This is a genomic window from Pseudomonas sp. CP-1 (assembly GCF_021213715.1).
Classification (GTDB): Bacteria; Pseudomonadota; Gammaproteobacteria; order Pseudomonadales; family Pseudomonadaceae; genus Pseudomonas; species Pseudomonas aeruginosa.
In genome coordinates this window covers 28,662-54,204 of the sequence record NZ_JAJQKY010000023.1, presented here as the reverse complement: position 1 = coordinate 54,204, position 25,543 = coordinate 28,662, and the positions used below count along the sequence as shown (strand labels likewise).

General features: G+C 57.8%; 27 protein-coding genes. 24 read left to right on the top strand and 3 right to left on the bottom strand.

Features of this window, described 5'->3' with window-relative positions:
- Positions 1 to 102 precede the first annotated feature (102 nt).
- The 4 genes from LT948_RS28920 to LT948_RS28905 all read left to right on the top strand — a co-directional run bounded on the left by LT948_RS28920 (position 103) and on the right by LT948_RS28905 (position 2,234).
- Positions 103 to 669, top strand: a complete 567-nt coding sequence (locus LT948_RS28920; protein WP_010792517.1) for a M15 family metallopeptidase — start codon at positions 103 to 105, stop codon at positions 667 to 669.
- Between the two features lie 105 nt (positions 670 to 774).
- Complete coding sequence (locus LT948_RS28915; RefSeq protein ID WP_021018411.1) at positions 775 to 1,170, top strand: hypothetical protein; 396 nt, start codon at positions 775 to 777, stop codon at positions 1,168 to 1,170.
- Between the two features lie 73 nt (positions 1,171 to 1,243).
- Positions 1,244 to 1,558 (top strand): hypothetical protein, encoded by a 315-nt coding sequence (locus tag LT948_RS28910; protein ID WP_021018410.1) that lies wholly within the window; start codon positions 1,244 to 1,246, stop codon positions 1,556 to 1,558.
- 103 nt (positions 1,559 to 1,661) lie between these two features.
- A complete protein-coding gene (locus LT948_RS28905) occupies positions 1,662 to 2,234 on the top strand; it encodes a hypothetical protein (RefSeq protein WP_010792515.1) in 573 nt (190 codons plus the stop codon).
- Here LT948_RS28905 and LT948_RS28900 read toward each other — a convergent pair.
- Positions 2,231 to 2,401, bottom strand: a complete 171-nt coding sequence (locus tag LT948_RS28900; protein WP_172405618.1) for a hypothetical protein — start codon at positions 2,399 to 2,401, stop codon at positions 2,231 to 2,233. The two genes, LT948_RS28905 and LT948_RS28900, sit on opposite strands and share 4 nt — an antisense overlap.
- A gap of 447 nt (positions 2,402 to 2,848) precedes the next feature.
- Here LT948_RS28900 and LT948_RS28895 point away from each other — a divergent pair, with 447 nt between their 5' ends.
- The 16 genes from LT948_RS28895 (at position 2,849) to LT948_RS28820 (ending at position 17,776) form a co-directional block, all read left to right on the top strand.
- Positions 2,849 to 3,847 carry an ATP-grasp domain-containing protein gene (locus LT948_RS28895; protein WP_021018409.1) on the top strand — a complete coding sequence of 333 codons (999 nt, stop codon included), beginning with the start codon at positions 2,849 to 2,851 and terminating at the stop codon, positions 3,845 to 3,847.
- A gap of 75 nt (positions 3,848 to 3,922) precedes the next feature.
- Positions 3,923 to 5,062 carry a trypsin-like peptidase domain-containing protein gene (locus LT948_RS28890; protein WP_010792512.1) on the top strand — a complete coding sequence of 380 codons (1,140 nt, stop codon included), beginning with the start codon at positions 3,923 to 3,925 and terminating at the stop codon, positions 5,060 to 5,062.
- A 69-nt stretch (positions 5,063 to 5,131) separates the two neighbouring features.
- Positions 5,132 to 6,259 (top strand): phosphoribosyltransferase domain-containing protein, encoded by a 1,128-nt coding sequence (locus LT948_RS28885; RefSeq protein ID WP_232197139.1) that lies wholly within the window; start codon positions 5,132 to 5,134, stop codon positions 6,257 to 6,259.
- Complete coding sequence (locus tag LT948_RS28880; protein ID WP_065760597.1) at positions 6,249 to 7,007, top strand: trehalose phosphatase; 759 nt, start codon at positions 6,249 to 6,251, stop codon at positions 7,005 to 7,007. Before LT948_RS28885 ends, LT948_RS28880 begins: the two co-directional genes overlap by 11 nt.
- Positions 7,000 to 8,094, top strand: a complete 1,095-nt coding sequence (locus LT948_RS28875; protein ID WP_010792509.1) for a cysteine protease StiP family protein — start codon at positions 7,000 to 7,002, stop codon at positions 8,092 to 8,094. The genes LT948_RS28880 and LT948_RS28875 overlap by 8 nt, the downstream gene beginning before the upstream one ends.
- Positions 8,094 to 9,041 (top strand): HpcH/HpaI aldolase/citrate lyase family protein, encoded by a 948-nt coding sequence (locus LT948_RS28870; RefSeq protein WP_010792508.1) that lies wholly within the window; start codon positions 8,094 to 8,096, stop codon positions 9,039 to 9,041. The genes LT948_RS28875 and LT948_RS28870 overlap by 1 nt, the downstream gene beginning before the upstream one ends.
- Positions 9,041 to 9,769 carry an HAD family hydrolase gene (locus tag LT948_RS28865; RefSeq protein WP_232197138.1) on the top strand — a complete coding sequence of 243 codons (729 nt, stop codon included), beginning with the start codon at positions 9,041 to 9,043 and terminating at the stop codon, positions 9,767 to 9,769. Before LT948_RS28870 ends, LT948_RS28865 begins: the two co-directional genes overlap by 1 nt.
- Before the next feature lie 2 nt (positions 9,770 to 9,771).
- Complete coding sequence (locus LT948_RS28860) at positions 9,772 to 10,365, top strand: TerD family protein (protein WP_010792506.1); 594 nt, start codon at positions 9,772 to 9,774, stop codon at positions 10,363 to 10,365.
- Positions 10,362 to 11,552: a TerD family protein gene (locus LT948_RS28855; protein ID WP_010792505.1), complete on the top strand. Its 1,191-nt coding sequence runs from the start codon at positions 10,362 to 10,364 to the stop codon at positions 11,550 to 11,552. Before LT948_RS28860 ends, LT948_RS28855 begins: the two co-directional genes overlap by 4 nt.
- A gap of 47 nt (positions 11,553 to 11,599) precedes the next feature.
- Positions 11,600 to 12,049 carry a tellurite resistance TerB family protein gene (locus LT948_RS28850; RefSeq protein ID WP_010794506.1) on the top strand — a complete coding sequence of 150 codons (450 nt, stop codon included), beginning with the start codon at positions 11,600 to 11,602 and terminating at the stop codon, positions 12,047 to 12,049.
- Between the two features lie 11 nt (positions 12,050 to 12,060).
- A complete protein-coding gene (locus LT948_RS28845) occupies positions 12,061 to 13,095 on the top strand; it encodes a TerC/Alx family metal homeostasis membrane protein (RefSeq protein ID WP_057391295.1) in 1,035 nt (344 codons plus the stop codon).
- Positions 13,096 to 13,123: 28 nt separating this feature from the next.
- Positions 13,124 to 13,702: a TerD family protein gene (locus LT948_RS28840; protein WP_010792502.1), complete on the top strand. Its 579-nt coding sequence runs from the start codon at positions 13,124 to 13,126 to the stop codon at positions 13,700 to 13,702.
- Positions 13,703 to 13,735: 33 nt separating this feature from the next.
- The gene (locus LT948_RS28835) at positions 13,736 to 14,314 is read left to right on the top strand and encodes a TerD family protein (protein WP_033997894.1); all 579 of its coding nucleotides are present in this window, start codon (positions 13,736 to 13,738) and stop codon (positions 14,312 to 14,314) included.
- Positions 14,315 to 14,448: 134 nt separating this feature from the next.
- Positions 14,449 to 15,474, top strand: coding sequence for a hypothetical protein (locus LT948_RS28830; RefSeq protein ID WP_172688493.1), 1,026 nt, complete (start codon positions 14,449 to 14,451; stop codon positions 15,472 to 15,474).
- A gap of 66 nt (positions 15,475 to 15,540) precedes the next feature.
- The gene (locus LT948_RS28825; protein ID WP_232197137.1) at positions 15,541 to 16,518 is read left to right on the top strand and encodes a lysozyme inhibitor LprI family protein; all 978 of its coding nucleotides are present in this window, start codon (positions 15,541 to 15,543) and stop codon (positions 16,516 to 16,518) included.
- A 64-nt stretch (positions 16,519 to 16,582) separates the two neighbouring features.
- On the top strand, positions 16,583 to 17,776 hold the full coding sequence (locus LT948_RS28820) for a DUF4236 domain-containing protein (RefSeq protein ID WP_128683546.1): 1,194 nt from the start codon (positions 16,583 to 16,585) through the stop codon (positions 17,774 to 17,776).
- Positions 17,777 to 17,882: 106 nt separating this feature from the next.
- On the opposite strand, the gene LT948_RS28815 is transcribed toward LT948_RS28820, so the two are convergent.
- Together LT948_RS28815 and LT948_RS28810 are read right to left on the bottom strand one after the other, a co-directional pair.
- Positions 17,883 to 19,142, bottom strand: a complete 1,260-nt coding sequence (locus tag LT948_RS28815; RefSeq protein WP_057391298.1) for a VWA domain-containing protein — start codon at positions 19,140 to 19,142, stop codon at positions 17,883 to 17,885.
- A gap of 200 nt (positions 19,143 to 19,342) precedes the next feature.
- Positions 19,343 to 19,846, bottom strand: coding sequence for a TerD family protein (locus tag LT948_RS28810; protein ID WP_052150437.1), 504 nt, complete (start codon positions 19,844 to 19,846; stop codon positions 19,343 to 19,345).
- A gap of 377 nt (positions 19,847 to 20,223) precedes the next feature.
- On the opposite strand from LT948_RS28810, the gene LT948_RS28805 reads away from it, so the two are divergent.
- The 4 genes from LT948_RS28805 to LT948_RS28790 are packed head-to-tail and all read left to right on the top strand — an operon-like array spanning position 20,224 to position 25,474.
- Positions 20,224 to 21,492 (top strand): hypothetical protein, encoded by a 1,269-nt coding sequence (locus LT948_RS28805; protein WP_232197136.1) that lies wholly within the window; start codon positions 20,224 to 20,226, stop codon positions 21,490 to 21,492.
- Positions 21,493 to 21,518: 26 nt separating this feature from the next.
- Positions 21,519 to 22,370, top strand: a complete 852-nt coding sequence (locus LT948_RS28800; RefSeq protein WP_123083997.1) for an SH3 domain-containing protein — start codon at positions 21,519 to 21,521, stop codon at positions 22,368 to 22,370.
- Between the two features lie 8 nt (positions 22,371 to 22,378).
- Positions 22,379 to 24,253, top strand: coding sequence for a hypothetical protein (locus LT948_RS28795; RefSeq protein ID WP_232197135.1), 1,875 nt, complete (start codon positions 22,379 to 22,381; stop codon positions 24,251 to 24,253).
- A gap of 9 nt (positions 24,254 to 24,262) precedes the next feature.
- Positions 24,263 to 25,474: a hypothetical protein gene (locus LT948_RS28790; protein ID WP_010792492.1), complete on the top strand. Its 1,212-nt coding sequence runs from the start codon at positions 24,263 to 24,265 to the stop codon at positions 25,472 to 25,474.
- Positions 25,475 to 25,543 lie beyond the last annotated feature (69 nt).

The following is a 25,543-nucleotide window of genomic DNA, read 5'->3' as shown; positions in this document are numbered from 1 at the left end:
GCTGGCGAGCTTCCGTCAGGTGGTCTCGGCAGTCCGCTGCGCGCAGTTTTAAGGCTATTTGCATCAGCGGCTTGCCAACCAGACCACAGAGGATGAACGCCGATGAAATACTCCGACCTTATCGATCTCCCCAAGCCTGGCACCTACAACATTGGGCTGGTCTCCGCGAAAAACTCGGACATGCTCAAATACTTCGGACATCCCGTCCTCGATGGGAAGTATGACTCCAAGGGGAAATGCATGAGCCCGAATGACCCAGAATTCCAGAAGAGGGTTGCCTCACGGAAGGTTGGGCCGTTTAGGGCAACAGGGCTTCTGCCGGCCTTGGATTCGTTGAAGTCCATCTTCGAGCGGGTGGAGCGGGAGGTGCCAGACCTATATCCCTTACTCAGGAACAACGGCATGCTTTGTTCTCGCTACACCAGGATCAAGGGAAAAATTGGTCCGGGGATCTCGAACCACTCGTGGGGAACAGCCCTGGACATGTTCATCGAAGGGGATACGGAGAAGCAGGGAGACAACAAGGTTCAGCGTGGGCTCCTGATCCTGGCCAACTACTTCAACGCGGCCGGCTGGTATTGGGGAGCTGCATTCCCTACAGAAGATGGGATGCATTTCGAGGTGTCCAGAGGCCTGCTCACCCAATGGAAAAAGGATGGACTGATCTGACTTTCAGTTGGGGCACCAGTCGTTAGAATCTTGGCCTATGACCCAGCGGGCCTCGCCGGAAGCGGTAAACGAGGCCTGCCTCTCAACCCTCATATGGGCCAAGTAATGCCTTCGAATCTTCCCGTTGTCGCAGTGAAACGTCACTGCAATCCGTTCAAGTCCGATGCTCCATGGGGTGTAACTGTTCGTCAAAAGGACGTTCGACAAGCCTTGATCGAGCGCCGACTTGTAGGCACTCCAGACTCTGATGATCATGCAGGGCGCATCGCTTTTCTCGTGGAGAACCCCGCCAAAGACCCGATCCTGATCGATGTCGGCTGTCCTTCTCTAGGTTATTGGGGGCCGAATTGGATGGTGACCGACGGGAACCATCGTTTAGCAGCGGCCATCTTCCGCGGTGACTCGACAATTCCAGCCCTTGTCGATGGGGAGCTTGAGCACGCCTTCGAGCTTTTCGGTGTGGACTGCGAGGAGCACTACCCAGCCCAGGCCACCTGCTAGTCAAATAGAGAACCGGAACCGCGAATTAATACGGCCGCGCGCCTGCACACCTGGTGGCCGAGAAGGAGACACCATGACCGACATCATTCCTTTCCCTTCCATGCCCAGGCTGCACAACAACAAGGTGCAGCAGAACCAGGCAGAGCGAAAGAAATTGGCGGATTGGTTCCGCGCGTTGGCCCAGCATATTGAAGGAAACGAAATTGAGCGTGAGCCTCTTGCTGCCACGGTAGTCCTGTCCAGTGCCGCTGGCGACGAAGTTTTAACCGTCGGCTATGACGGTAATCCGCAGGTTTGCCGACGGCAGGCCGGATCTGCAGCGCATCGTTTCACCAACCTCGGCGGTTATACCCGCAGAGGTGGAAATTTCTTCGACCGGCTCAAATAGCTAGAGCAAAATCAGGCCATCAACCGAAACTCTCACGCCCTCTTCGACTGGAACAGTCCAGACCTCCCGGTAAGCTGGCGCAAAACCTTTCGAAGAGGTGTCTATGAGCCCGATCCGCACTTGTTCCCCAATTGCCAAGAGAACAACCGAGACCTTTGTTGACCACGTCAACATTGGCGGCGAGCGTCAGAGAGTTGAATTTCAGCGGGAGGTTATCTGGCTCCAGGAGTCTGAGACGCAGCTCCTGTACGTTCACGGAGGCAAGATCCTCACTAAGGGGCCGTGTCACAACGACTACTACGGGTACCTCACCTCTCTCAATCCGCAAGAGCTTGGCGCTCTGAACCTTGCAGATCACTTCAGCGTTGATCAGCAAAGCACCCTGGATATCCAGCTGGTCACTACCGTTTTCCTGATACCTGTGCACGAGTCGAATGAGAACAAGGAGCACAACAGGACGAAACCTGCGGACTATCGGGATCACTACAGCTACATTCCAGATGGCTGGCGCTATGAGCGGCAGAGTGACGGGCACACGATCTACCCTCAGCCGGAGCGCGAAGAATTGGGTAAGGAGATCGTCTGGTCGACGCAGTGGAGTGAAGAGGAAAACCTGCGGAAGCTGGAGGACTTTAAGCGCCGCTGGGCCTTTTCCGTGGGCCAGGTGAGTAGCTAGTCCAGCTTGTCCAACTCCTTGGTACGTTCATCAATGACTTTCTGGGCGGAGGAGAGGAGGGCTTCAGGATCAGCCCCTTCCTTCATCGCTTCGATTACCAATATCTGCATCTGATGCCGAGAGCGCCTGTTCAAGCGGAAATTGGTCTCAAAATCCAGGGCAGCCATGACCGTAGTCATTATGGCTGCTCCACCCGCAAGAATGGCTGATAAGTCAGATCCTAGCCCCTCAGGGACGAATGACAGCTTTGCAACGATGGCAGCGGATGCGGATAGGACTGCTGAAAGGATCAGCAGCAGTCTGTATCCGATCTTCCATCGTATAGCTGAACACCGGTACCGAGATTCCTGTTTCTCGAGGACCGCCACGACCTGAGTCATCCGTTCTGCATCCATTTCAGAGCGACCTTTACGGTGGACTTGCCCAGAGTGTAGCCAGCGTTTGCCATATCTAGTGGCAAAGTGACTTGTCTTTTGGCCAGCTCTTGCCGATACCCTCCAGTAGAATGCCCCCGCCCGGTTGATACGCGCCGAGCCCCCGTTATCGTCCCTTCCACCATAAACACAGCTGACCGCTCGTTCTGCACGGGCGCGGCCTCCATGAGGACACACATCTTGATCTGGTTTCTTGAGGGACAATCCAGCCAGCGCGACATTCTTCTAGGAGCGCGTGAGGCCCTACCACCGGAGGTAAAGATTTTTGCCTCCCATCGCCAAGAAAGGCCTGAAATCACCGGTCACGCCGACGTGAGCTTCATTGAGCCGAAGGACAACCAAGAACGAATCGACTGGGTAATCGAGACAGCCTTGACCCATAAGATCAAAGTTATCCTGGCCGGCCGAGTGGGGAGTGTTTTCGAGGCCCAGCGTCGCCGATTCGAGGCTGCAGGGCTGGTGCTGGTTACCGGTGGTTCGACCATGAGCACGTTCGAGCTGGTAGACGACAAAAGCAAGTTCACTGCTGAAGCAGAGCGCGCTGGACTTGCCTGTGTCCCCGCGATTACGGCAACCAACGCCGAGGAACTCATCGACGCCTACGAAACCCTTCGCGCTCACGGAGACGTTTGTGTGAAGCCGGCTGTGGGCATTTACGGCCAAGGATTCTGGCGATTCAAGTCTGAAGCGGACCCGTTCCGTTGCTTCGCCAACCCCGACTCTCGGGAAGTCCAGTTCGAAACTTACCTGCAAGCCTATCGCGCCGGCGGGGAGCGTCCCGCCATGCTGGTGATGCCGTACATGGCGGGGAGCGAGTGCTCGATCGACATGGTTTGCGAGTCCGGCCGTCCGGTGGCATACGTTGGACGCCGGAAGCAGGGCCTTCACCAGACATTCGAGAACGATTCGCCAGCGGTTGAACTCGCACTGAAAGCCGCTGCTCACTTTCAGTGCGATGGACTGGTCAACGTCCAGACGCGGGATGATGCAGATGGTGTCCCGCATCTCCTCGAGATCAATCCGCGGTACTCGGGCGGCATCGGTTACACCCGGCATACGGGAATCAACCTGCCAGGTATCTTCGCCACCAGAAGGCTCGGACTGCCCGAGCCGGTGAGTCAGTGGATACCAAATATCAGGGTGAAAGCCATTACCGTTGCGGTGCCAGTGGCGACCTGATATGTAATCAAGCCTCAAGTTTGATACTATTTTGCCGCTTTTTATAAGGTACGGGACTCAAGGAGCGAAGCAGGGATGATGGTGCTGGCGCCTGGCGCAAACACCGCTTTGGGAGCTGCGCAATGCTCCTGGACGCTGGAGTGCGGAAATTCCTCGGCATTCGGGGAATACGCAGCTGTTGCTCTGCTTCCACTAGACGATAAACGTCACCCCCAAGGGGAGGCAGCACTGTTCCAGGTCACCCAGCCCTGGATGCAGTGGAGTGGCGCGCAGGAGAAAGTCAGCTGCAGCTTGAATCTCGCCCAACTGCCGACCGGCGCCGACCGTCTGCTCCTGGTGGTTTACACCTTCTCGGCAATGGGACCAGTCAGCGAACTCCGGTCCCTTCGCCTGCAAGTCGACTCTCAGATCGAAGTCAGCTTGGACCTATCCGACAATGGCGAATCAGCCATCATCGTCGGCGAGTTCTACTGCCGCAATCAACAGTGGAAATTCCGCGCTCTCGCTGAAGGGTCGGCATACGGTCTCTCAGCGCTTGGACGTCGGATCGGGCTGAATATCGACGATGCCCATCCTCATCGCCGCTTCGGTTCCTCAGATCAGAACCGATCGGCAGCCGGCGCGACCGGTACCGGCTTTGCTGTGACATCCACTCATATTCTCACGTGTGCGCATGTGATCGAGGGCATGCAAGAGATCCACATTGCTTCGTTCGAGGGTCGGCATCGTGCCGAGGCCGTAGTTGTTGACCAGCGGAATGATCTGGCGCTCCTCCGGGTGCAAGGTGCACCTGCCTTCAAACCAGTGGCTTTCCGCGATGGTATTGGCTGTGACCTGGGGGAAACAGTAGTTGCCCTCGGGTACCCACTCGCTGGGCTGGCCGGTGGAGGAATACACGTTACTCAGGGGGGCGTATCTGCACTCTTTGGCCTACACAATGACGCCAGCCTGCTCCAGTTCACTGCTCCGATTCAGCCGGGATCAAGCGGAAGCCCTCTGTTCGATGGTTCTGGATCGGTTGTGGGGATGGTGACCTCCACTGTTCCTGATGCGCAGAACATGAACTTCGCAGTCAAGGCTGGACTTGCCCTGGCGTTTCTCGACGCCTGTGGTGTAGAGCCCAATCGTGCCCCGACAGGAATGACCTTCACGACATCCCAGATGGCCCGTGAAGCCCAACAATCGCTTTGGAAAATCGAGGCGCGGAATCCGTAAGCCCTATTCGGGTTGAAAGCAAGGGACAAGGCGTTAGGGTCACCCCTCGCGCCAATCAAGGAAGCAATCATGGAAAACAACGTAGTACCAACGTCCCTACGCGCCCAACTCAAGCGGGGGCTTCTTGAGGTCAAAGTCGACGACGCCGTCCTCCCTCCCGCTAACCTGTTCGGTTTTGCAGAGCGCCGGAATCCCAAGCGGGCATTCCTATTCGTTTCCAAAGTGCTGGGCCGCCATATACCAGTGCGCCCATCGGTCATGACTGCCAGCTTCGAGAGCCTGGCTGCTGAAATCCCGCCTGATCTCCCTGGACCAGTGCTGGTCATTGGCATGGCCGAAACTGCCGTAGGCCTCGGTGCCGGCGTGCACCGCGCCTTCAGCGCAACTCGCCCTGACAGCGTATACCTCATCAGCACTCGCCACCCCCTCGGCACCGAGCTCTTCGCTCGTTTCGAGGAAGAACACAGCCACGCCAGCGCCCACCTGATCCACATGCCCGTCGACCCAGAGGTCCGGGAAATGATGCTACAGGCTCGATCGCTGGTACTGGTGGACGATGAGGCTTCCACCGGGAAGACCTTCGTCAACTTGCATCGCGCCCTGGTAGATGCAGGCCTGAGCAAGATCGAGCGTGTCGTCACGTGTGTCCTCACGGACTGGTCTGCTGGCGCTGTACGCCATGCCATCGGCGAGCAGGCGACAGCGGTGTCGCTGATGCAGGGCTCCTATCAGTTCCATGAAGACCAGGCAGCGCCGCTGCCCGAAATGCCAGACGTAGGGGCCGTATCCATCGGAGAGTGGCCACTTTCGGCAGATAAAGACTGGGGCCGCCTGGGCGTCCGTCATGTGGAAGACACGCTTGCTCCCGAGATCCAGGTCCAACCCGGCGAAAAGATCATCGTGTTGGGCACCAGTGAGTTCGTCTGGCGTCCCTTCCTGCTGGCCGAGCGTCTGGAACGTGCAGGCGCTGATGTTCACTTCAGTTCCACCAGTCGCTCTCCAATCGCCTTGGGCCACTCCATTGAGCATGCCCTGTCGTTCTCTGACAACTACGGTCTTGGCATCCCGAACTTCCTCTACAACGTGAAGCCGGGGCAGTTTGACCGAGTCCTGATCTGCACCGAAACCCCCGCGCAGGCAGTCCCTGCAGAGCTGGTTGCGGCCCTAAATGCAGAGGTGATTTTCGATGAGCAGTAATCGTCCCCTGGTATTTGTCGACCTCGACGACACCTTGTTCCAGACCGCTCGCAAGATGGTCGAAGGTGCGCCGCGCACTACCGCGACGCTGGATGTACACGGCCAACCCAATGGGTACATGAACCCGGTCCAGCACTCCTTCGTCAACTGGCTGCTGGCTTCGGCCGATGTAGTGCCTGTCACCGCGCGCAGCGTAGAGGCTTACAGCCGCGTCAAGCTCCCCTTCACCGAGGGGGCTATTTGCTCGCATGGGGGGGTGATGCTCCGGCCTGATGGCACACTGGATCAGGACTGGCATGGACAGATGGCCGAGTCCCTTTGGACCTTCCAGGATCGACTGCCGGCGTTGAGCGAAGCAACCCTGCAGATCGGGAAGGACATGGGTTATTCGCTCCGCGGTTGGGTTGTGGAAGAAGAGGGCCTGCGCCACTACGTGGTGACCAAACACAATGAATCCGATGACGCTGTCCTCTCCAAGGTCCTGAACGAGGTTCAGGCTCGAGGCATGCTGGAAGGCATGCACATCCATGCCAACGGCAACAACCTCGCTTTCCTGCCCAAGGGGCTGGCTAAGCGCCTGGCCGTTCAAGAATGGCTGCGCCGTGACGCCAAAATCAACGGCGAACGCCCGGTCCTCGGCTTCGGCGACAGCATCACTGACCTGGGATTCATGGACCTTTGCCACATGTGGGCTACACCCGCTCGCAGCCAATTGGCCAAGGCCGTGGAGGAGATGATCAATGAGTAATCTCCTCGCAACCCTGAACACCGTCGGCAGCGGTAGCTACGCGCCGGAAGACGTCCATTTCCTTCTGCAGTCGGTGGAAATGAATGTCACCGATGTCGAGGAGAAGGAGCGCCTGATTCAAAGCAATCAGAAGCACTATTCGGAGATGATCAGCCAAGAACACGCGCCTACCGACGTGCACAAGTCCCTGTACGCCCGTGCGCTTGTGCAGAACGGGGCGCGCATGGCTGAAGATGTTCAATCTCTGGCTTTGGCGTTGAATGCCGCCTACACCGGCTCCAGCATCGCCCTGGTTTCCTTCGTGCGCGCCGGTCTTCCACTTGGCGTCCTGCTCCGTCGGGCACTGGTCGAGATGGGCCGTGACGCCCACCATTATGGCGTAAGCATTATCCGTGATCGCGGGATCGATACGGTGGCCCTCCAAGCGATCATCCAGTTGCACGGTGCGGAGAACATCGTCTTCGTGGATGGCTGGACCGGCAAGGGAGCAATTTCTGGCGAGCTCAAGCGGACGCTGGGAGCCGACAAGCGTTTCCCGGAAGAACCACGTCTCGTTGTACTTGCCGACCCCTGCGGCCGCGCATGGCTCGCTGCCTCCGCAGAGGACTGGGTAATCCCGTCCGGAATCCTGGGCGCAACCGTTTCAGGCTTGGTATCTCGATCCATCTGGCCGACTCAAGGTGGGCTTCATGGTTGCGTGGTTTACGACCACCTGCATGAACACGACGTTACACGTGAGTTCATCGACAAGATCGAGGCTGAGCGCCAAGCGCTGAACAGTGTTCAAACTGCATCGCCCTGGACGCACGAGCAGCGCCTGAAGCTCCAGGCCGCAGCTGAAAACGTGGTCACCTCCCTCGCTACCCGCTTCGGCATCAGCAACCTGAACCGCGTCAAACCGGGTATTGCCGAGGCAACCCGAGCAGTCCTGCGCCGAGTGCCCGATCACGTGCTGGTCCGGGATCGTAACGACGGCGACGTGCAACTCCTGCTGCATCTCACTGAGCGCGCTGGGGTAACGGTGGAGGAGGCCGGCGAGGCACTGGGGCCGTACCGTGCGGTAACCATCATCCGGAGTACGAACTGATGAAGGCGATTTCTCCATTCGCTCTCGGGGCGACTCTGTACATGCCGGCAACTCGCGATGACATCCTGGATGTGGTGTTCGGGATGAAGATTCCTGAGCTTCGCTCACTGGTGGTATGCCTGGAAGACGCAGTGGCGGCGATCGACGTCGAAAGTGCGCTCGCAAATCTGCAGGCGCTCCTCATGGGCATCGACGCCCGTGGCGGCCGCCCGGAACAGGGGCCGTTGCTATTCGTCCGTCCTCGCGATGCAGAGATGGCAGCAGTGCTGAACGAATGGCCGCTGATGAAGCACGTCAACGGGTTCGTCGTTCCCAAGCTAACGCTGAAGTCTCTTGCTTTCTGGGAGGCCGCGGTCAGCAATCCTAATCTCTATCTCATGCCAACTCTGGAAACGAGCGATGTTTACGATCCGGGTGCCATGGTGGAGCTCGGTCAGGCTCTGAAAGCCAACCTGAACCAACGCATCATCGCCCTCCGGATTGGCGGGAACGACCTAATGGGCTGCCTCGGCCTGCGCCGGAACCCTGCCACCACGCTCTACAACACACCTATGAGCTACGTGATTCCCATGCTCGCCGGCGTAATGGGAGCACAGGGCTTTGCCCTGACGGCCCCTGTATTCGAACAGCTGGCCACCCCCCATCTTCTTCGGGAGGAGTTGAAGCTCGATATCGCGCATGGCCTGGTAGGCAAGACGGCAATTCATCCAAGCCAGATCAGCATCATTCAGGACACGCTCCGCGTGAGCCTGGAGGACCTCAACTGCGCCAAGCTGATCGTCAACGATGTGGCCCCCGCCGTCTTCAAGCACAACGACGCAATGTGCGAGCCGGCTACTCATTACAAGTGGGCAGTAAACATCCTCGAGCGCGCCAAGTGGCACGGAGTGAAGCCCGCCGAAATGGGTAATGGCGAACTCAGTGTCCGCCTGGCCGAGGCTAACTGATGAGCATCGAAATGCTGGAGGCAGGGCCGAAAGGAGCGAAGGTGCTCTCGGTGTTTGACTTCGATGGAACCCTCACCCGGCACGACAGTTTCGTGCCGTTCCTTCGGTTTGCCTTCGGCACTCGTGAGTTCACCCTTCGTATCCTCAGGCTGGTGCTGCCCAGCCTGAGGTATCTCGGCAGGGGCATGTCGCGGGATGAGCTTAAGGCCCAGCTGGTGAGCACATTTCTCGCCGGCGTGGAAGCCAAATGGGTGGGCCAGAAAGCAGAAGATTTCTGCCAGTCGGTTTGGCCTAAGCTCATGCGCCCATCAGGGTTACGATCCGTCGCGGCCGAAATGGCGTCCGGAGCAGAGGTGACACTTTGCTCAGCCTCTCCGGTCCTGGTTTTGCGTCCATTCGCCGACCGGCTCGGTATCAAGCTCATCGGGACAGAATTGGAAGTGGTCGATGGCCGGCTGACCGGCAAGATCAGCGGAAACAATTGTCGCTGCGAGAACAAGGTACTCCGACTGGAAGCCATCTATGGTCCGCTGACCCAATACCGGTTGAGGGCCTGGGGCGATACTCGCGGCGATCATGAATTACTGGCTGCTGCGCAAGATGCGCATTGGCGTCATTTTCACCCCGTATGGCGGCGTTCCCGCCCGCGGTTTAGCAAAGCAGGGAGCCCGGGGAGTGTTCCTCCGCGTGCCTCCCACTCGAACTCTGAAGATCAACAAGGAGCGTAAACATGGCACTCACCCTGAGCAAAAATCAGAGCATCTCGCTGGAGAAAACTGCCGGCAGCGGACTGACCTCGGTCAGCCTGGGACTGGGTTGGGACCCGGTGAAGTCCGGTGGTTTCCTCTCCAAGCTCCTCGGGGGCGGCAGCGACTCGATCGACCTCGACGCCTCCTGCATTCTGCTGGACGGGAACATGAAGCCGGTGGACCTGGTTTGGTTCCGTCAGCTCAGTTCGAAGGACGGCTCCATCAAGCACTCCGGGGACAACCGCACCGGGGAAGGTGAGGGCGACGATGAAACCATCAACGTCGACCTGCAGCGCCTGCCGGCCACCGTCCACCACCTGGTATTTACTGTCAACTCGTTCACGGGGCAGAAATTCGACCAGGTAGAAAATGCATACTGCCGCATCGTGAACTCGTCCAAGAACCAAGAGCTGGCGCGCTTCAATCTCGCGGAGAAAGGCCAGCACACCGGTGTGGTGATGGCCAGCCTCAGCCGCAAGGGTAACGACTGGGACTTCAAGGCGATCGGCCAATCCACCAACGGCCGCACCGCGGATGACCTCGTCAACCTGGCCATTCAGGCGGTACGCGCATGACAACACTGGTACCTGGCGGTAATGCGCCGGTTGCCACCGGCCAACTGCGCGTGGACATCAGCTATACGCCGATCCCAGGCGCAGACCTTGATATCTCTGCGTTCGCCCTGACCAACACGGGGAAAGTCCGCGGCGATGGTGACATGTGCTTCTACGGCCAAACCAGCATTCTGAGCGGCGCAGTCCAGCTGACGGCCAGTTCGGCCGGTCGTGCTGAATTCGCAGTCGATCTCAGTCGTGTTGATCCTGCCGTGGAGAAAGTTGCGCTCACCGCGACCATATACGAGAACAAGGCAACCTTCGATCGCGTTTCGACGCTGGCGTTGGCCCTTACTGGAGGGATTGAAGCTCAGATCCCAACACGCGGGATGAACGAAACGGCGCTCATTCTTGGCGAGTTCTACCTGCGCCAGGGAGCGTGGAAGTTCCGCTGTGTCGCACAGGGCTTCGCGGGTGGCCTGGAGCCGCTGGCTAAGCATTTCGGTGTCGATATTGCAGCGCCGTCGGGAAATCCGGCCCAGAACACGGCGCAGCCGGCACCCGCTCCCGCGCCGGTACCGCCAGCCGCGCCGAAATCGACGATCAGCCTCAGCAAGGTGACCCTCGACAAGTCTCGCTCGAGCATCAGCCTGGAAAAAACGTCTGCTGGCTTCGGTGAGATTAAGGTCAACCTGAACTGGAACCAGGGCGGCACTGGCCTGCTTGGCGGCCTTCTGGGAAAACGCAATGCCATCGACCTGGACCTGGGTTGCCTGTTCGAAATGCAGGACGGCTACAAAGGTGCTGTACAGGCGCTCGGTCAGCGGTTCGGTGATCTGCGCGAAGAGCCGTACATCCAACTGATGGGGGATGACCGTACTGGCTCTGTCGCTGGTGGTGAATGGCTTCACATCAACGGGCAACACTGGAGCGAGGTTAAACGGATTCTGGTGTTCGCCTTCATCTACGACGGCGCTCCCAATTGGAAAGCAACCGACGGGGTGGTGACCATTTTCGTTCCCGGGCAACCGGAGATCGAGGTACGTATGAACGAGGAGGGAGGTCGCCACGGCATGTGTGCGATTGCACTTCTTGAAAACGTGAATGGGGCCGTTAAGGTCTCTCGCCGAGTCGACTTCCATCCCGGGCACGAAGAGATGGATCGAGCCTACGGCTGGGGGATGCGCTGGAAAGCGGGCTCCAAGTAAAACTTATCCGGCGGGGCCCTAGTGCCCCGCTCATTGAGGGGGAACACATGCTCGAATGGCTGAAAACCAACGCGGCCAAAGCCCGCGAAACGCTGACTACCGAGGTAGGTAAATATAAGAACCGGGACTTCATGGCCGCCATCGCTAACGGCTGTGCATTGATGTCCGCCGCGGACGGCGAGATTAAATCCGAAGAAAAGATGAAGATGACCGGCTTCATCAATAACTCGCCGGAGCTGAAAGTCTTCAATCTGAATGACGTCATCGGTGTCTTCAACGACGCCTGCGGCAAGTTCGAATTCGATTTCCAGATCGGCCAAGCGGAAGCTCTGAAAGTGATCAGCAAGATCAAGAGCAATGAGGGGCAGTCGCGCTTGCTGGTCCGTGTGGTGTGCGCCGTCGGCGCCTCGGATGGCGACTTTGATAACAAGGAAAAGGCAGTTGCTCGCCTGATCTGCCTAGAGCTGGGCTTGAACCCCGCAGACTTCGAACTGTAAGGAACTGAAACGTGGAAACATCTCACATTGGCTTCCCACCGCTGACCATGGCGGTATTTGTCGGCCTGGCGCTTGCCGCCCTGCTGCTGGACATGGTCACACACCGCGATGACAAGCCGATCACTCTGGCGCGCGCCTCTATCTGGTCCGTGTTCTGGGTGGCGATTTCCCTCGCGTTCGCAGGTTTCCTCTACGTGCAACACGGCGCTGAAGTCGCAAGCCTGTTCGTTACCGGTTACGCCCTGGAGAAAGTGCTGTCGGTCGACAACCTGTTCGTCTTCATGGCCATCTTCGCCTGGTTCAAGGTGCCGGATGGTCTGCGCCACCGCGTTTTGTACTGGGGCATCATCGGTGCAATCGTTTTCCGTGGCGTGTTCGTGGCGATCGGTACCGGCTTGCTGGCCTTCGGTCCCTGGGTTGAGATCGTCTTCGCGCTGATCGTGGCTTGGACGGCGGTGATGATGCTCAAAGGCGGAGACGATGATGATGCTGAGGAAGATTACTCCCAACATCTCGCCTACCGTTTCGCCAAAAAGCTCTTCCCTGTATGGCCGAAACTATACGGCCACAACTTCTTCGTGAGCCGGAAAAAGCTCGAAGTCGAAGTCCAGAAGACCGAGAACAAAGGCATGAGCCTGGCTGCGAAGGGCGGTTTGTTCGCCACCCCGCTGTTCCTCTGCCTGGTCGTAGTCGAGGTGTCTGACGTACTGTTCGCCTTCGACTCGGTACCGGCGGTAATCGCGGTGAGCCGTGAGCCCCTGATCGTCTACTCGGCAATGTTGTTCGCAATCCTGGGCCTGCGTACCCTCTACTTCGTCCTCGAAGCGCTGAAGCGTTACCTGGTGCACCTCGAGAAAGCGGTCGTCGTGCTGCTGTTCTTCATCGCCGCCAAGCTCGGCCTGAACGCCACCGACCACCTGTTCCACCACGGCATCAGCATCGATCCGAACACCAGCCTGCTTATCGTCCTGGCAGTTCTGGCAGTCGGCATCCTGGCAAGCGTGATCTTCCCCGAAAAGGAAGAAGCGCAAGCCGAAAACCAGTAATCAGTAGCAACCACAAGGAGCTGTATACATGGCACTGTCTCTTCAAAAAGGTGGCAACCTCTCCCTGTCCAAAGAAGCACCTGGGCTGACCAAGATCCTGGTCGGTCTGGGCTGGGACCCGCGCTCCACCGATGGCACCCAGTTCGACCTCGACGCCAGCGCTTTCCTGCTGAACGCCACCGGCAAAGTCCGCGGCGATGCCGACTTCATCTTCTACAACCAGTTGAAGAGCCCGGACGGTTCCGTAGAGCACACCGGTGACAACCGCGACGGCGCCGGCGACGGTGACGACGAAGCGATCAAGGTCGACCTTAGCCGTGTGCCGGCCGACGTCGACAAGATCGCCTTCACCGTGACCATCCACGACGCCGAAAACCGTCGCCAGAACTTCGGCCAGGTCAGCAACTCCTTCATCCGCATCGTCAACGAGGCCAACGGCTCCGAGATCGTTCGCTACGATCTGGCCGAAGACGCTTCGACCGAAACCGCGATGATCTTCGCCGAGCTGTACCGTCACAACAGCGAATGGAAGTTCCGCGCTGTCGGCCAAGGCTACGCTGGTGGCCTGAAGGCCCTGGCCAACGGTTACGGTCTGACCGTCAACTGATCCCTCACCCCAACTGAATCAAGGAATCACACCATGGCAGTATCTCTCTCGAAGGGTGGCAACGTCAGCCTGTCCAAAGAAGCACCTGGCCTGAGCGAAGTCGTCGTAGGCCTGGGCTGGGACCCGCGCGTTACCGATGGCACCGAGTTCGACCTGGACGCCTCGATCTTCATCACCGGTGAAAACGGCAAAGTTCTGAACGACTCCAGCTTCATCTTCTACAACAACAAGAAGTCCACCGATGGCTCCGTCGAGCACCTGGGCGACAACCGCTCCGGCCAGGGCGAAGGCGACGACGAGCAAGTCAACGTCAAGCTGACCGGCCTGGGCGCGGACGTGAAGAAGCTGGTCTTCGCCGTCACCATCCATGACGCCGAAGCTCGCAAGCAGTCCTTCGGTCAAGTGGGCAACGCCTACATCCGCGTCCTGAACAAGGCCGACGGCAAGGAAATCGCTCGCTACGACCTGTCCGAAGACGCCTCCACCGAGACCGCCATGATCTTCGGCGAGCTGTACCGTCACAACGACGAGTTCAAGTTCAAGGCGATCGGCCAAGGTTTCGCCGGCGGCCTGAAGCCTCTGGCTGAAGCTCACGGCGTGAGCATCGGCTAAGCAGAAAGGCAGGAAAAAGCCCCGGCATGGCCGGGGCTTTTTCACATCTGTAGGAAGGGAACGAATGTCACGACCGGCAAATCTCCAGTTGCTGCGCCGTACAAGCTGTGTGTCTGGACAAGGAAAATCGCGAGATGAAACTCAGGTTGCTTTTGGCTGTAGGTGGCGTGCTGGGGCTAGTGGGCTGTGATGCTGTCACTGATTTCAAGCTGGGTATGGCGCAGCGGGAATTGCGCGAGGAATGCTTCGGTAGCTTTACGAACACCTGCGTGAGCAAAACCATCGACTTCAATATCAAAGTGCTTGAGTCAGTGCCCCTTTCTGGGCCGGAAGACAAGAAGGGCATCATTGCGATGTTCGGAGACGAAGGGTGGGATCTCTGGGAGGAGTCCGAGGAAGAAGTGAAGGACCAGGTGATCGAGATCCTCGAATCAAGACGCCCTGGTTTCTTCTCCCGATGGTTCCTGGGTGACGCCCAGCCATTCGATGAGAAAGGGGTAATGGAGCTTGCGCCGAGTGACCTGAAGCCGTTCCAGGATCGTGCCAAGGCAGTGTTTGTCAGCAAGCTGAAGGCAGCAGGGCTGAAACCTAATGCTGAAGCAGCTGCGAAATACAACGATGAGAAACAGCCCCCTCAACAGCAAGAAGCTCCAGCTACCCTGGGCTCCGCAGAGCACTCTGTTCGACCGGTAAGTGAAGTGTCGCAGCAATCGCAGCTTCAATCGCATGGACTTCCCGCCGGCGGACATGCACTGACCTTGCCGGCAGCCATCGATAGCCTTGTCGCTGCCGAAGTTTCCTCTGACGGCGGAAGTGAGTACGAAGAAGGTCGCAAGGTTGTTCAAGTGGATCTTAATGGCGACGGTGCAGAGGATGCTGTTGTCCTTTTCACCATCGAAGGGCAGGGCGGTGGGAACGGCTCGTACCAAACCCTGGCTGCCCTGTACAAGGAGCCGGACGGCTGGGCCCTCAAGCAGAAGCTTGTCGTAGGTGGCGCAACAGACATCCAGGTCCTGGGCCAGAACATTTTCGGTTTGAAGGTCTTGACCCACGGCGACGACGATCCAATGTGCTGCCCGAGCCTCGAAAGCGTCGTTAGGTACAAGTGGACCGGAACAGCCTTCGCTGAATTGACCGCCGCTAGCCAGAGCGCTGGCTGAACCTCCATTGGGCCAGGACAAATCCTGGCCCTGCTCATCGTTACCTTGGACTCATGGAAGTAGGCAATGCGAAGCATCCTAAAGAGTATCGTCCTGTACGCCACTCTGACTGCAGCCGGGCTAGGATCGGCCCAGGCAACGAGCTTTGACTGTGCAAAAGCAAAGACCTTTGCGCAAGCGACAATCTGCTCATCTGAGCCTCTTCAGCGTTTGGATGAGGACCTGAATTCTGAGTATGTGAAGACTCTCGGGCGGGTGACGGAAATGACCAAGGGTCAGGTGCGTCAGGCACAGAGAGAGTGGCTTAAGCGCAGGGATTCTTGCCAAACACCCAGCTGTGTTTCAGTAGCCATGACAGACCAGATCCGAGCACTGGCACTCTGGGGCACAGAGCCGAATGTAACGGGAATCTCTCCAAAGCTCACAGCCCAGTTTCAAAAGACTGACATCGGGGGAGACCACCAGGCTGTTTTGCCACAGAAGCTGGTGCACCGAGAAGCAACCACTGTGCATTCCCAATCGACTACGCCAACCACCAAGCCTGAGCTCACTACGAGCTCGCAGGCTTTTAAGATTGGGGTGGTGGCCATGGTACTGGTATTGCTCATCTGCATTTGGCTGCACTCCAGGGGCTCGATGACCATCTACCAGGACTATACCGACGCCCTTTGGACAACGATGACCCCAATCCTCGGAGTAGGGGCTTATTTCCTCGTGAAGTGGCTGGAGTTCTCCTCAGAGATCGCCGCTTGGTCAGCCTTGCTTTTGCTGGCGTTGATGAGTGTCCAGATCCTCATTCAGACCTACCGCAGCAACGGCCCATCCCTGTATTTCCTGCTCTCGCTCTACGCGAAGGTTGTCCTGTTCACGCTCTACCTGCTCCTAATGGGCCTTTTGCTGCTTGGCGGGACAACAAAGGCGGACCGTCGCCGGCGGCGTGGATGGGCAATTGCTGCAAGCGCATTGTTTGCCTTCTTTACCGCCTGGATGTGCCGTAACCGGCAGTTTTCACACATTGACGACTACCTCGCCGGCCGGACATAGCTTGGCATCGACATCGACCTGCAAGTGGGCAGGCCGGCGTCCCCAGTGAATCTCGGAGGAAGATATGGGGTTCCGCTTCAGCAAACGTATTACGATCGTTCCCGGCGTTCGGCTCAACATCAGCGGTTCGGGAATCAGTACCTCTGTTGGTCCACGCGGATTGAGCCTAACCATGGGCAAACGTGGCACCTACATTAACGCGGGCCTGCCAGGGACTGGCCTTTCCTATCGTGAACGGCTGGATCGATCTGGCCAGAGGCGCGCACCTGGTCCATCTGGAGAGACAGCGGCCTATTCCGGGCCCATAAAGGTCAAAGTCGACGATGATGGCTCGTTAATCATCACAGATCTGGAAGACAACCTGCTTCCGCCCGAGATCGTTAAGCGCGTTAAGGTGGAGAAGTGTGAGGAGATCCAGGCGCTTCTCGAAAAAGCTGCAGCAAAAATCAACGAAGGGCTCGAAGAGTGCCTTTCGGTGCACATGATGACTCCCAGGCCAGGTTCTCTGCCGGCGCTTCCTCCTGCGTTCAACCTTGAAGAACCGCGCCGACCATCCATTGACGCGCCCGGGCTACTCGACAAGATGCTCTTGCGAAGTGCCAGGATGGAAAGGGAGACTCAGGCACTGGAGGCCCAGTACCAGCAGGATCTGGCTGAGTGGAACTCCGCCCGCGACGCCCACGAGAAGGCACGTGCCGAAATCGAGAAGGCCATCCGGCTGGCTGCAAAGGGATATAGCGCTCAAATGGAGCGCGCGCTGGACTATGTGCTTTCCGGCATCGCCTGGCCGAAAGAAACACTCCTCGAGTACGAGTTCTCCCACGACGTTACTGGAATAGCCCTGGACATCGACCTGCCCGATGAAGGTGATGTGCCGAACAGAACCGCTGAAGCCAAAGGCAATGGCAAGCTCAGCTTCAAGACCAGGTCAGAAGCTCAGACTCGAAAGGACTTCGTCTCCCTCTGTTACGGCACCGTTTTTCGTGTGGTTGGGGAGGTATTTGCCTTGCTCCCAGGCATCCAACAGTGCCTTGCTTCCGGGTACATTCAGCGCACAAATCCGGCTACGGGGCGTATCGAGGATCAATACGTAATCTCGGCGCTGATCTCTCGTGATCAATGGGAAACCTTGGACTTCAACCGGCTGGAAGCGATCGATCCAGGTGCGACATTGACGGCATTCGGGGCAGTGGTGAGCCTCGACAGAGCATCGCGGTTCCGTGAAATCAGCCCAATGGATTTAGCCACCCTAGGCTGAACCATGTGTCCGAGGTCATCGCTCCTAAAACAAAAACCCGCCATCTAGGCGGGTTTTTGTTTTGAAGTGGCGTCCCAGCTAAGACCCCGGTGGGTTCTGGGGCGCGCTAGGCGATGATCCCCTTCGCAGAAGCTTCCTTGATCCAGCTCGGGAATTCCTCCATGAGCTGGTCGTAGAGCTGCTCCTCGCTTACCTGGTGTAGGTCATCCAGAGCGAAGAATCCGCAGTTGTCGACCACTCGCCCTTTCATGTCATCAAGCTTTTCCAGGATGCCATAGCCCTGCCCCCCAAGGCCAACGAACTGCCAGTAGAGGGGCAGCTTCGCAGCCTCGGTCATGAGCTTGGTGATCTTCCTGTTCTCGTGTACCCCGCCGTCGCTGATGAAGAGAACATAAACGGGCGACCGGTCACCGTCGTTGAGGTAATAGCTGATCACCTGCTCCATCACCCTGGGCTCGTCGTTGATCCGGCTACCAACGTTCCAGTCACGCCAACCGTAATTGTCGGTGTTGATGAAGTCTTGGTAGTTGCTCAGGGTGATCTCGGAGAGCTTTTGCGGCTTTGCTGCAAAGGCCCAGCAGTCAATTGAGCCATCATCATCAAAGTGGACGGCCAGGGGCAGCAGTCTGTTGACCACCTCTTGAACACGACCCTTGGAATACTGGGAGTTCATGGAGCCCGACGCATCGAGAACCAGCGCAACACGCGCCTTCACATGAGTCAGCTTCGCTTTCTCGAGGCTTACCTGGGCCTTTTTGGCCAGGCTGATCAGTTGCGGAGCCGCGGCCGCCACCTTCTTTTCCAGCGAAATGGTGGCTTGAACGGGGGCTGGCGCAGGGGAACTTGCGGGAGGTGCATCATCAGCAACCTCGCCCCCGAAATGCCTCACCAGGGCGCTGAGCCCTTCGTTGAAGCCTTGGAGATTCGACGCCAAACGCCACTGGCCATCCTTGCGGTAGACGTCTGCTACCATGATGGCCTTCTCCGCGGCGAAGGTGTTGCCAGCGAAGGGGCAGGTGGCAACAACTTGACCGGCCGGGTCCTTGATTACAAAAGATGAGGACTGGATATCGCGCATGGCACCGGCCCCGTCGATTGCCGCGGTAAACACCAAGCGATCGATGGAGGGGGGAAGTCCAGCCAGGCTCAGACTGAACTCTGCTCCAGCTTGCTTCAAGCTGCCGCAAGGGGAGATCGGCTGGTTGAAGAAGATCATGTAGCGATCGTCCGAAAGCTTCCCCGCAGCATCCAGGCCGAAACAGGCGAGGTCGACTGTATGGGGGGAGTTGATCTGGATCGCGAGGGATAGAGACTGGCCCTGAATGAGGTTCGATAGAGGGATACGTTGCCCTTGGCTGATCTGCATTTAGTGCTTCCTTGAGAGTTCTAACGTGCACCAGGTGCTGGAGGGATAGTACCGCGCCCAGGGAGCGCGAGTGGCTCGAATGTGCAGCATTGAGTTACTGCGCATGCCGAACGATAACGCCGGAGATTGAACAACCAAGCCCCTAGCTAGCCAGCGTGGTTGAACTGGGCTGACACAGGGTAATTGCCGGTGATACCTCTTCAACACCGCCCACCGTAATGCCTCACCAAGGCGGTGAGGTCTTCGTTGAAACCTTGAAGATTCGACGCCAAATGCCAGTGGCCATCCTCGCGGTAGAGATCCGCGACCATGATGGATTTCTCCGCCCCGAAGATATTGCCGGCAAAAGGGCATGTGGCAACGACTTCACCCGTCCGGTCCTTGATTACAAAGGTGGAGGGACGAATATTGCCCATGGCGCCTTCACCGTCGATTGAAGCGGTGAATACCAACCGTTCTATGGATGACGGTAATCCTGAAAGTTTCAGGCTGAACTGTGCACCAACCTGTCTCAAGCTGCCGCAAGGAGAGATGCGTTGGTTGTAGAAGATCAAGTTGCGAGCGTCTGACAGCTTCCCGAAAGCATCCAGTGCGAAACAGGCAAGGTCGACTGTAGGGGATGATTTGATCTGGATCGCGACGGAAAGGGTCCGTCCCTGAATGAGGTTAGACAACGGGATTCGTTGCCCTTGGCTGATCTGCATTGAGTTCTTCCTTGAAAGGTCTAAAGTGCACCAGGTGTTGGACGGGATAGTGCCGCGCCCGGGAACGCGAGTGGCTTGAATGTGCAGCCGTATGCTTTTGCACCTGTAAGACCATAACGCCGAAGATTGAACAACCAAGCCCCTATCTCTCTGGCGTTCCCTCAGCCGTGCTCGTAGCGGCACGCTTTGGCTTGAACCGAGCAGCAACCCCGTTAGATTCAAATCCAGCTGGTGCGGCCCCCGGGGTACGTTTTTCTGGCGTAAAATTGGTAGCCTGCCTCCGAAGCGGATGGCAAAATGCCATCCATCCCAACGGCCGCCTCTCAGATAACAGGCTCTGTGGCCGCTGGTTCCGTTCTCTGACAAGGACCCGTTGGATGCTTCTCATCGCACTCGTTGTGCTGAATGCCGTCTGCTTGATCAGCGGCCTGCTCTTCAACGCCGAGTTGCTGAACATGGCAGGGGCAGACATTCCCCTCAAGCAGCTCCAAACCCTCGAGATCTACAGTCAAATTTTGGCATCGGCCAGCGTGTGCCTGTTCGCCTGGCGGATGTGCATTTGGGCTCACCGCCGATGGGGGGGAGGTCAATACATCGGTCTCAGCATTGCGCTCAGTACCATAGTCGCAGCTCCAGCAACCTGGTGGATTCAGGGTGAAGCCCCGGACGTGATCGCCGAGAAGTTTCCGGCCAGCCTGCGCGTATACAGCCTCTATGCCTACGTGACGAAGAAAGGGTTGCTCTACGACTCACTCCAGATCCCAGGCGTCCCTTACCAAGAGCATCGCGATACGGGCGATGGCAAGGCATTCATTGCGAATCTTGGGGTGTTGATGAGCGTGCAGGGCTCCTACGTAGAAAAGATCGACCAAAACTTCTTCGGGTTCGCAGCAGCAGTTTTCACCGGCTACACAAGGCGAAACGGCGATTGGCTATATGGACGCATCCAAGATGAGGTCGTTCCTCAGATAGAGGATATCGCCAGGACATACGCCAAGCTCGAGGCATTCCGCGCGGCGGGGCTTCCAGGCAATGAGTGGAAACCCATTGCCTGGCCAAAGGCAGGGGAAGAGCTCGGTTACGAGCCTACTCTCGATGACTTTGCCCGGTCCATCAAACCTGGCTTGCGATCTCGTCAGTCCATCTTGAACAGCGCCGAGGTCCGCTATTTCGCCAAGGAAGCAATGGGCCCGCTCTACGTCAATGGCATGGATGTTCTGGCCAGCCGACAGCAGTTCGACAAGTACCTGCCAGGGATAGCCAAGAATATGGCGTTCGATGTGGCTCACACCGACATCCACGGTGAGCAGGGCCTGAACGTCCTGAAGAATATGTGGTTCGTCCCTTGGACATTGATCAGCGGCCTCTTCATGGGCGCCCTCAATCTCGTAGGACTGGTGCTCTCGGCCGTGGAACAGCGCGGCCTTATTCAGGGCCGGAGACGTTTGGTTCGGCTTGGGGCAGTCGTCGTGATCGTCATCGTCCCGCTGATCTATGGGAACTCCATCATCCAGTCAGCTGGGTACCGAACCGCATTTCGGAGCATCGAAAAGGGGCCAACCATCATGGCCGGCATTTTCCACTGGGCAATGTCGGCAGAAGCGATGCTTTACGACCTCACTAAACCTCTGCTGAAAGCAGAGTGAGTATCAACGAAAGGGAGAGAAACACCGTGCGTAAGAAGTTCGTCGCGTCGATCCTGGCAGTAGCGATTGCAGCAACCTCCGGCTGTGCAGAAATGGGCATCAGTAAAGAACAGGCCGGTACCGTCCTCGGCGGCCTCGCTGGCGCAGCAATCGGGGCGACCATGGGCAAAGGGAACGGCAAAATTGCCGCAACGATCATCGCGGTAGGCATTGGCGGGTACCTTGGCAACCGAATCGGACACATGCTCGACGAGAAAGACCAGCAGGCGCTGGCCCTGCGAACCCAAGAGGTCCTGAGTCAGCCGATCGTTGCTAGCAAGCCGGTCACCTGGACCTCAGATCACTCCGGTGCAACTGCCCAAATCACCCAGGGGCAGGAGTACAGCAAGACCAAGACAGTTGAGGTCAAGCGCGCGCCGAAGATCCAGGCAGTTCCTTCGATGAAGCTGATCAACGAAGCGTATGTGACCAAGTCCAGCTTGAATGTCCGAGCAGCTCCGAACCTGAGGGCAGATAAAGTCGGTGGACTGCCAACCAACACTGAATTTACCGCCGTAGGCTCCACCGGTGACTGGATCTTGGTGGGCCGCAAGGGTGTTACGGTGGGCTATGTTCACAAGGACTACGTCGAGTCGAAGGCACAGGCCGTTGCCAAGACTGCTGCACCTGCCGTGAACCTCGATGAAATGAATGTCTCTGCCAGCAAAGAAACCCAGGCGTTCGACCTCGATTCCATCCAGTCCCTCCCCACCGAGCAAGTCGTGGCCGAAACTGCCTGCCGGCCGGTGACTGTGAGTCTCAAATCGGCCAGTGGCCAGGCGGAGCAGCAGCAAAACACCTTCTGCAAACAGGCCAACGGTACCTGGGAACTGATCTGAGGATGACCATGAAGAAGCGCGCGCTCGCGCTGGCTGTGGTTGGAGCTTGCGGCCTAGTGCCGCAAGCGTTCGCTCACGAGCTGGCCGTCTCGAAAAAAGATCACATCAAGGTAGATGTCCCAGGCGAAGCCTCAAACTGGTGCAAACCCGAAATTGAGCTGACCATTCGACGGCCAGTTTGGGACAACCAAGCGCTTCTGACCGGCCTGGTCGGCAAATTGCCAACTGTACTCGCCAATGATTGCCCGGCCGCGAGGGTGACCTGGAGGGCTGTCGATGCAAGCGGCAACCTATACGCCAGCGGATCTGGTACAGCGTCAAATTTAGGCATTGTCACGCTGGCTTCCGCCAAGCAGATATCTTCGCCAGCGGTTCTCGCCAGCACCTCGGCTGTCGAAGCATCTGCATTGGTCGAACAGACGGCTCCACCAACAAACGTTGTGGCTCCCATGACAAACACGGAGCCGGCGCATGATCAGCCACCTGTGCAGCAGGATCAAGCCGTCCAGCAGCTGCCTCCCCAAACCACTATCGCGGTGGCCCCCTCAACCCAAATCGAGCAGGTTCATCCCGACCCTCAAGGCTCCTCCGCACCTGAGGCTATTACAGCCACGCCGGCCTCCGACTTTGGAAAGGCACTGGTGCTTGAGCACAGCAAACTCACCCAAATCACCGACGCAGGCGGTTGTAAATGGGTGTTGAGCAAATCTGTCCTCAACGATGGCGATGGCAGTCTTGCTTTCGATTCGACGCCATCCATGCCATGTCCCTCCACAGGATTTGCTGAAGGCTCATTCGAGAAGCTGTCTTGGAAGGTTCCGAACACCTACCGTGGAGACAACTGGAACCGAGTGTTTGTCCACGCCAGCGGTTTGATGTTCAACAAGGACCTGGAGAGTGTCGTTAAGGGCAAAGAGCTCTCCTACCTGAGCCCGGATGCCGATCAAGCGCTATTCCTCTTGGGCGAGATTCCTAGCCGGCAAATGAAGGTCTATCTGGCCTTCCAGCGAGGCAACTACCGGGTACTGGGACCGTTCAATAGCGATCCCTATTACGTTGCGATCACACCCGATGAGTCGTTCGCGCTTGACCCGGTCGACTACAAGAGGGCGGGCGAAGAGGTATTTAAGCTGATCAGGACCACCTCCTCTTCAACCGTCTCTGTACAGAACTTCTATGTGGCGAAAAGTCTCGCCGCTCTTTACCCGGAAACAGGTTGGGGAGATGACACGCAGAAAATCATACGCAACCGCATCGGGGAGAGCCGCGGCCAGTTCTACTTTGACGTACAGGAAGGCTCCAACTGGGCCCTTCAGCGCGAACAGCAACGCTTGCGCGAAGAGCGGCGAGTGCAGCAGCAGATGGCAGAACTCCACTCTCGGGTGCTTGAGCGCTATGAGCAGCTGAAGGCGGGCATGAAGGACTACGAAGGCAGAGAGGTCGAGGCGCTTGCTCAAATGGCAGGCATCCAGGTCCGCTTCGGATCACCGCTGGCGCTGCAGGACCCGAATTCTTCCAAGAGTGTGGGCTTGATGATGATCCACGTCGTTGGAAAGACAGACGGCAGCTATGACATCGACTTCCCAGCCAAAGGGCGGCTGCTATCGAACCAGACCTTCGAGAAGGAGTGGTATGTGGTGCCAGTGGCAAACCTCACTCCTTTCATGCCGCTGGTTGACGGACGGGCTCTTCCCACGTTCCGTGGCAACCTGCCAGCCGCACCTGAAGCCTGTAAGCAGGACCATTGCGCCGACAAGGTCTCGTTCGGCGCAGTCCTGGCACGTGAATTTGGTCCTGACTCAGGGATCGACTTCAACTGGACTCCAGACGTGTCACAGCAGTACGTAAACACCTGGAAAAACGCTTCTGCCCAGCTCCAATAAGGGATCACCATGACGAAATCGATCAAGAAGAAGCACCTTCTCATGGCTTCCATCGCAGCTGCAGTGGTGGCTATCGGTGGTGTTACTGCCATGCTCTCCAGTTCAGGGAAAAAGTCGGCACTTAGCTACTACGACAGCTTCAAAGAGCGCTTCTACCTGCAGGACGTCCTTTCCGAAGGCGAGATTTCATACTCCGTCTTCTCCGGCGACTTGACCGTTAAAAATCCAGAAATCCGCCTCGCAGCGGTTCAAACCAACGGTGCTGAGCAGTTCCTTCAGGGCTTGCGCGGCCTTTTTGAAACGGCGATTGGCCGGTCGAGCGAAGAAGGCCTGATGGGGTGGACCAAGTACCAGATGCTGTCCACTACCGGCCGCAACGCCGCGGGCGTCTACTTAAAGGCGGATGCGCTGAAGATCAACCACTCCGGCGACAGCAAGGACGGTGAGATTCACGTCCAATTGCTGGGAATGGAAATGGCAAACCCCTTCATCTCCCGCAGAGGGGCCGAAGTCGTTCTGGTGAGCGACCTGGCTGCCGACAACGAATGGGCACCTGCAGAGACTGCCAGCAGCGAAGTCAAGTTGCCTTATTCCTGGGGCACCAACATGGCAGTGCGTAGCCCGGTCACAGGTGCCTTCATCGTTGGTGCAACCGGAGACTTTGGCACCAAGGTCGACCTCGACTTCTACATCCAGCGTAGCGACGATGGGGCGGGCTCCATGAGGTTCGTGGTGACCCACCGCAATGACGGCAGCGAGGTAGGGCAGATCGTTCGCGAGGCGGAGTTTGCTTCCCTTCCTGAGCTCGATGAGGTGCAGACTTTGCTCAGGAATACCCTGAGCAGCTTCATCATTGGGGCCTACAGCTCTTTCACCGGTCAGTCCGTCCTGTTGGACGCAGTCAGCAAGTTTGCGCTCCAAACCAAGGTCGAAGACTACTCGGTGACCTTTAGGGGCTTCTCTTCGATCAAGGACGCCTTTGATTCCTACCAGGCAAACGCCGGCAAATCGCAGTTCGATGCGTTCTGCCAAGCAGCTGGCCTATCGACTTGGCAAAGTGACTTCGGGGCCAAGGCGAGAGAACACAGCGACAGCGAATGCGCGATCGCACGCAAGCTAGTCGAAGAAGGTAAGTTCGAAGAGCACTACAAGTTCAGCGAAGGAAAGCCCCTCTACGCCTCTCTTTTCGTGGGCCGGTCCTACGAATTCGAAGCCAACTGATCCTCCTGCAAGCAGCCCGGGGTACCGGGCTGCGCTCTCTTCTCTCGACGTGCTTACGGCACAATCGCC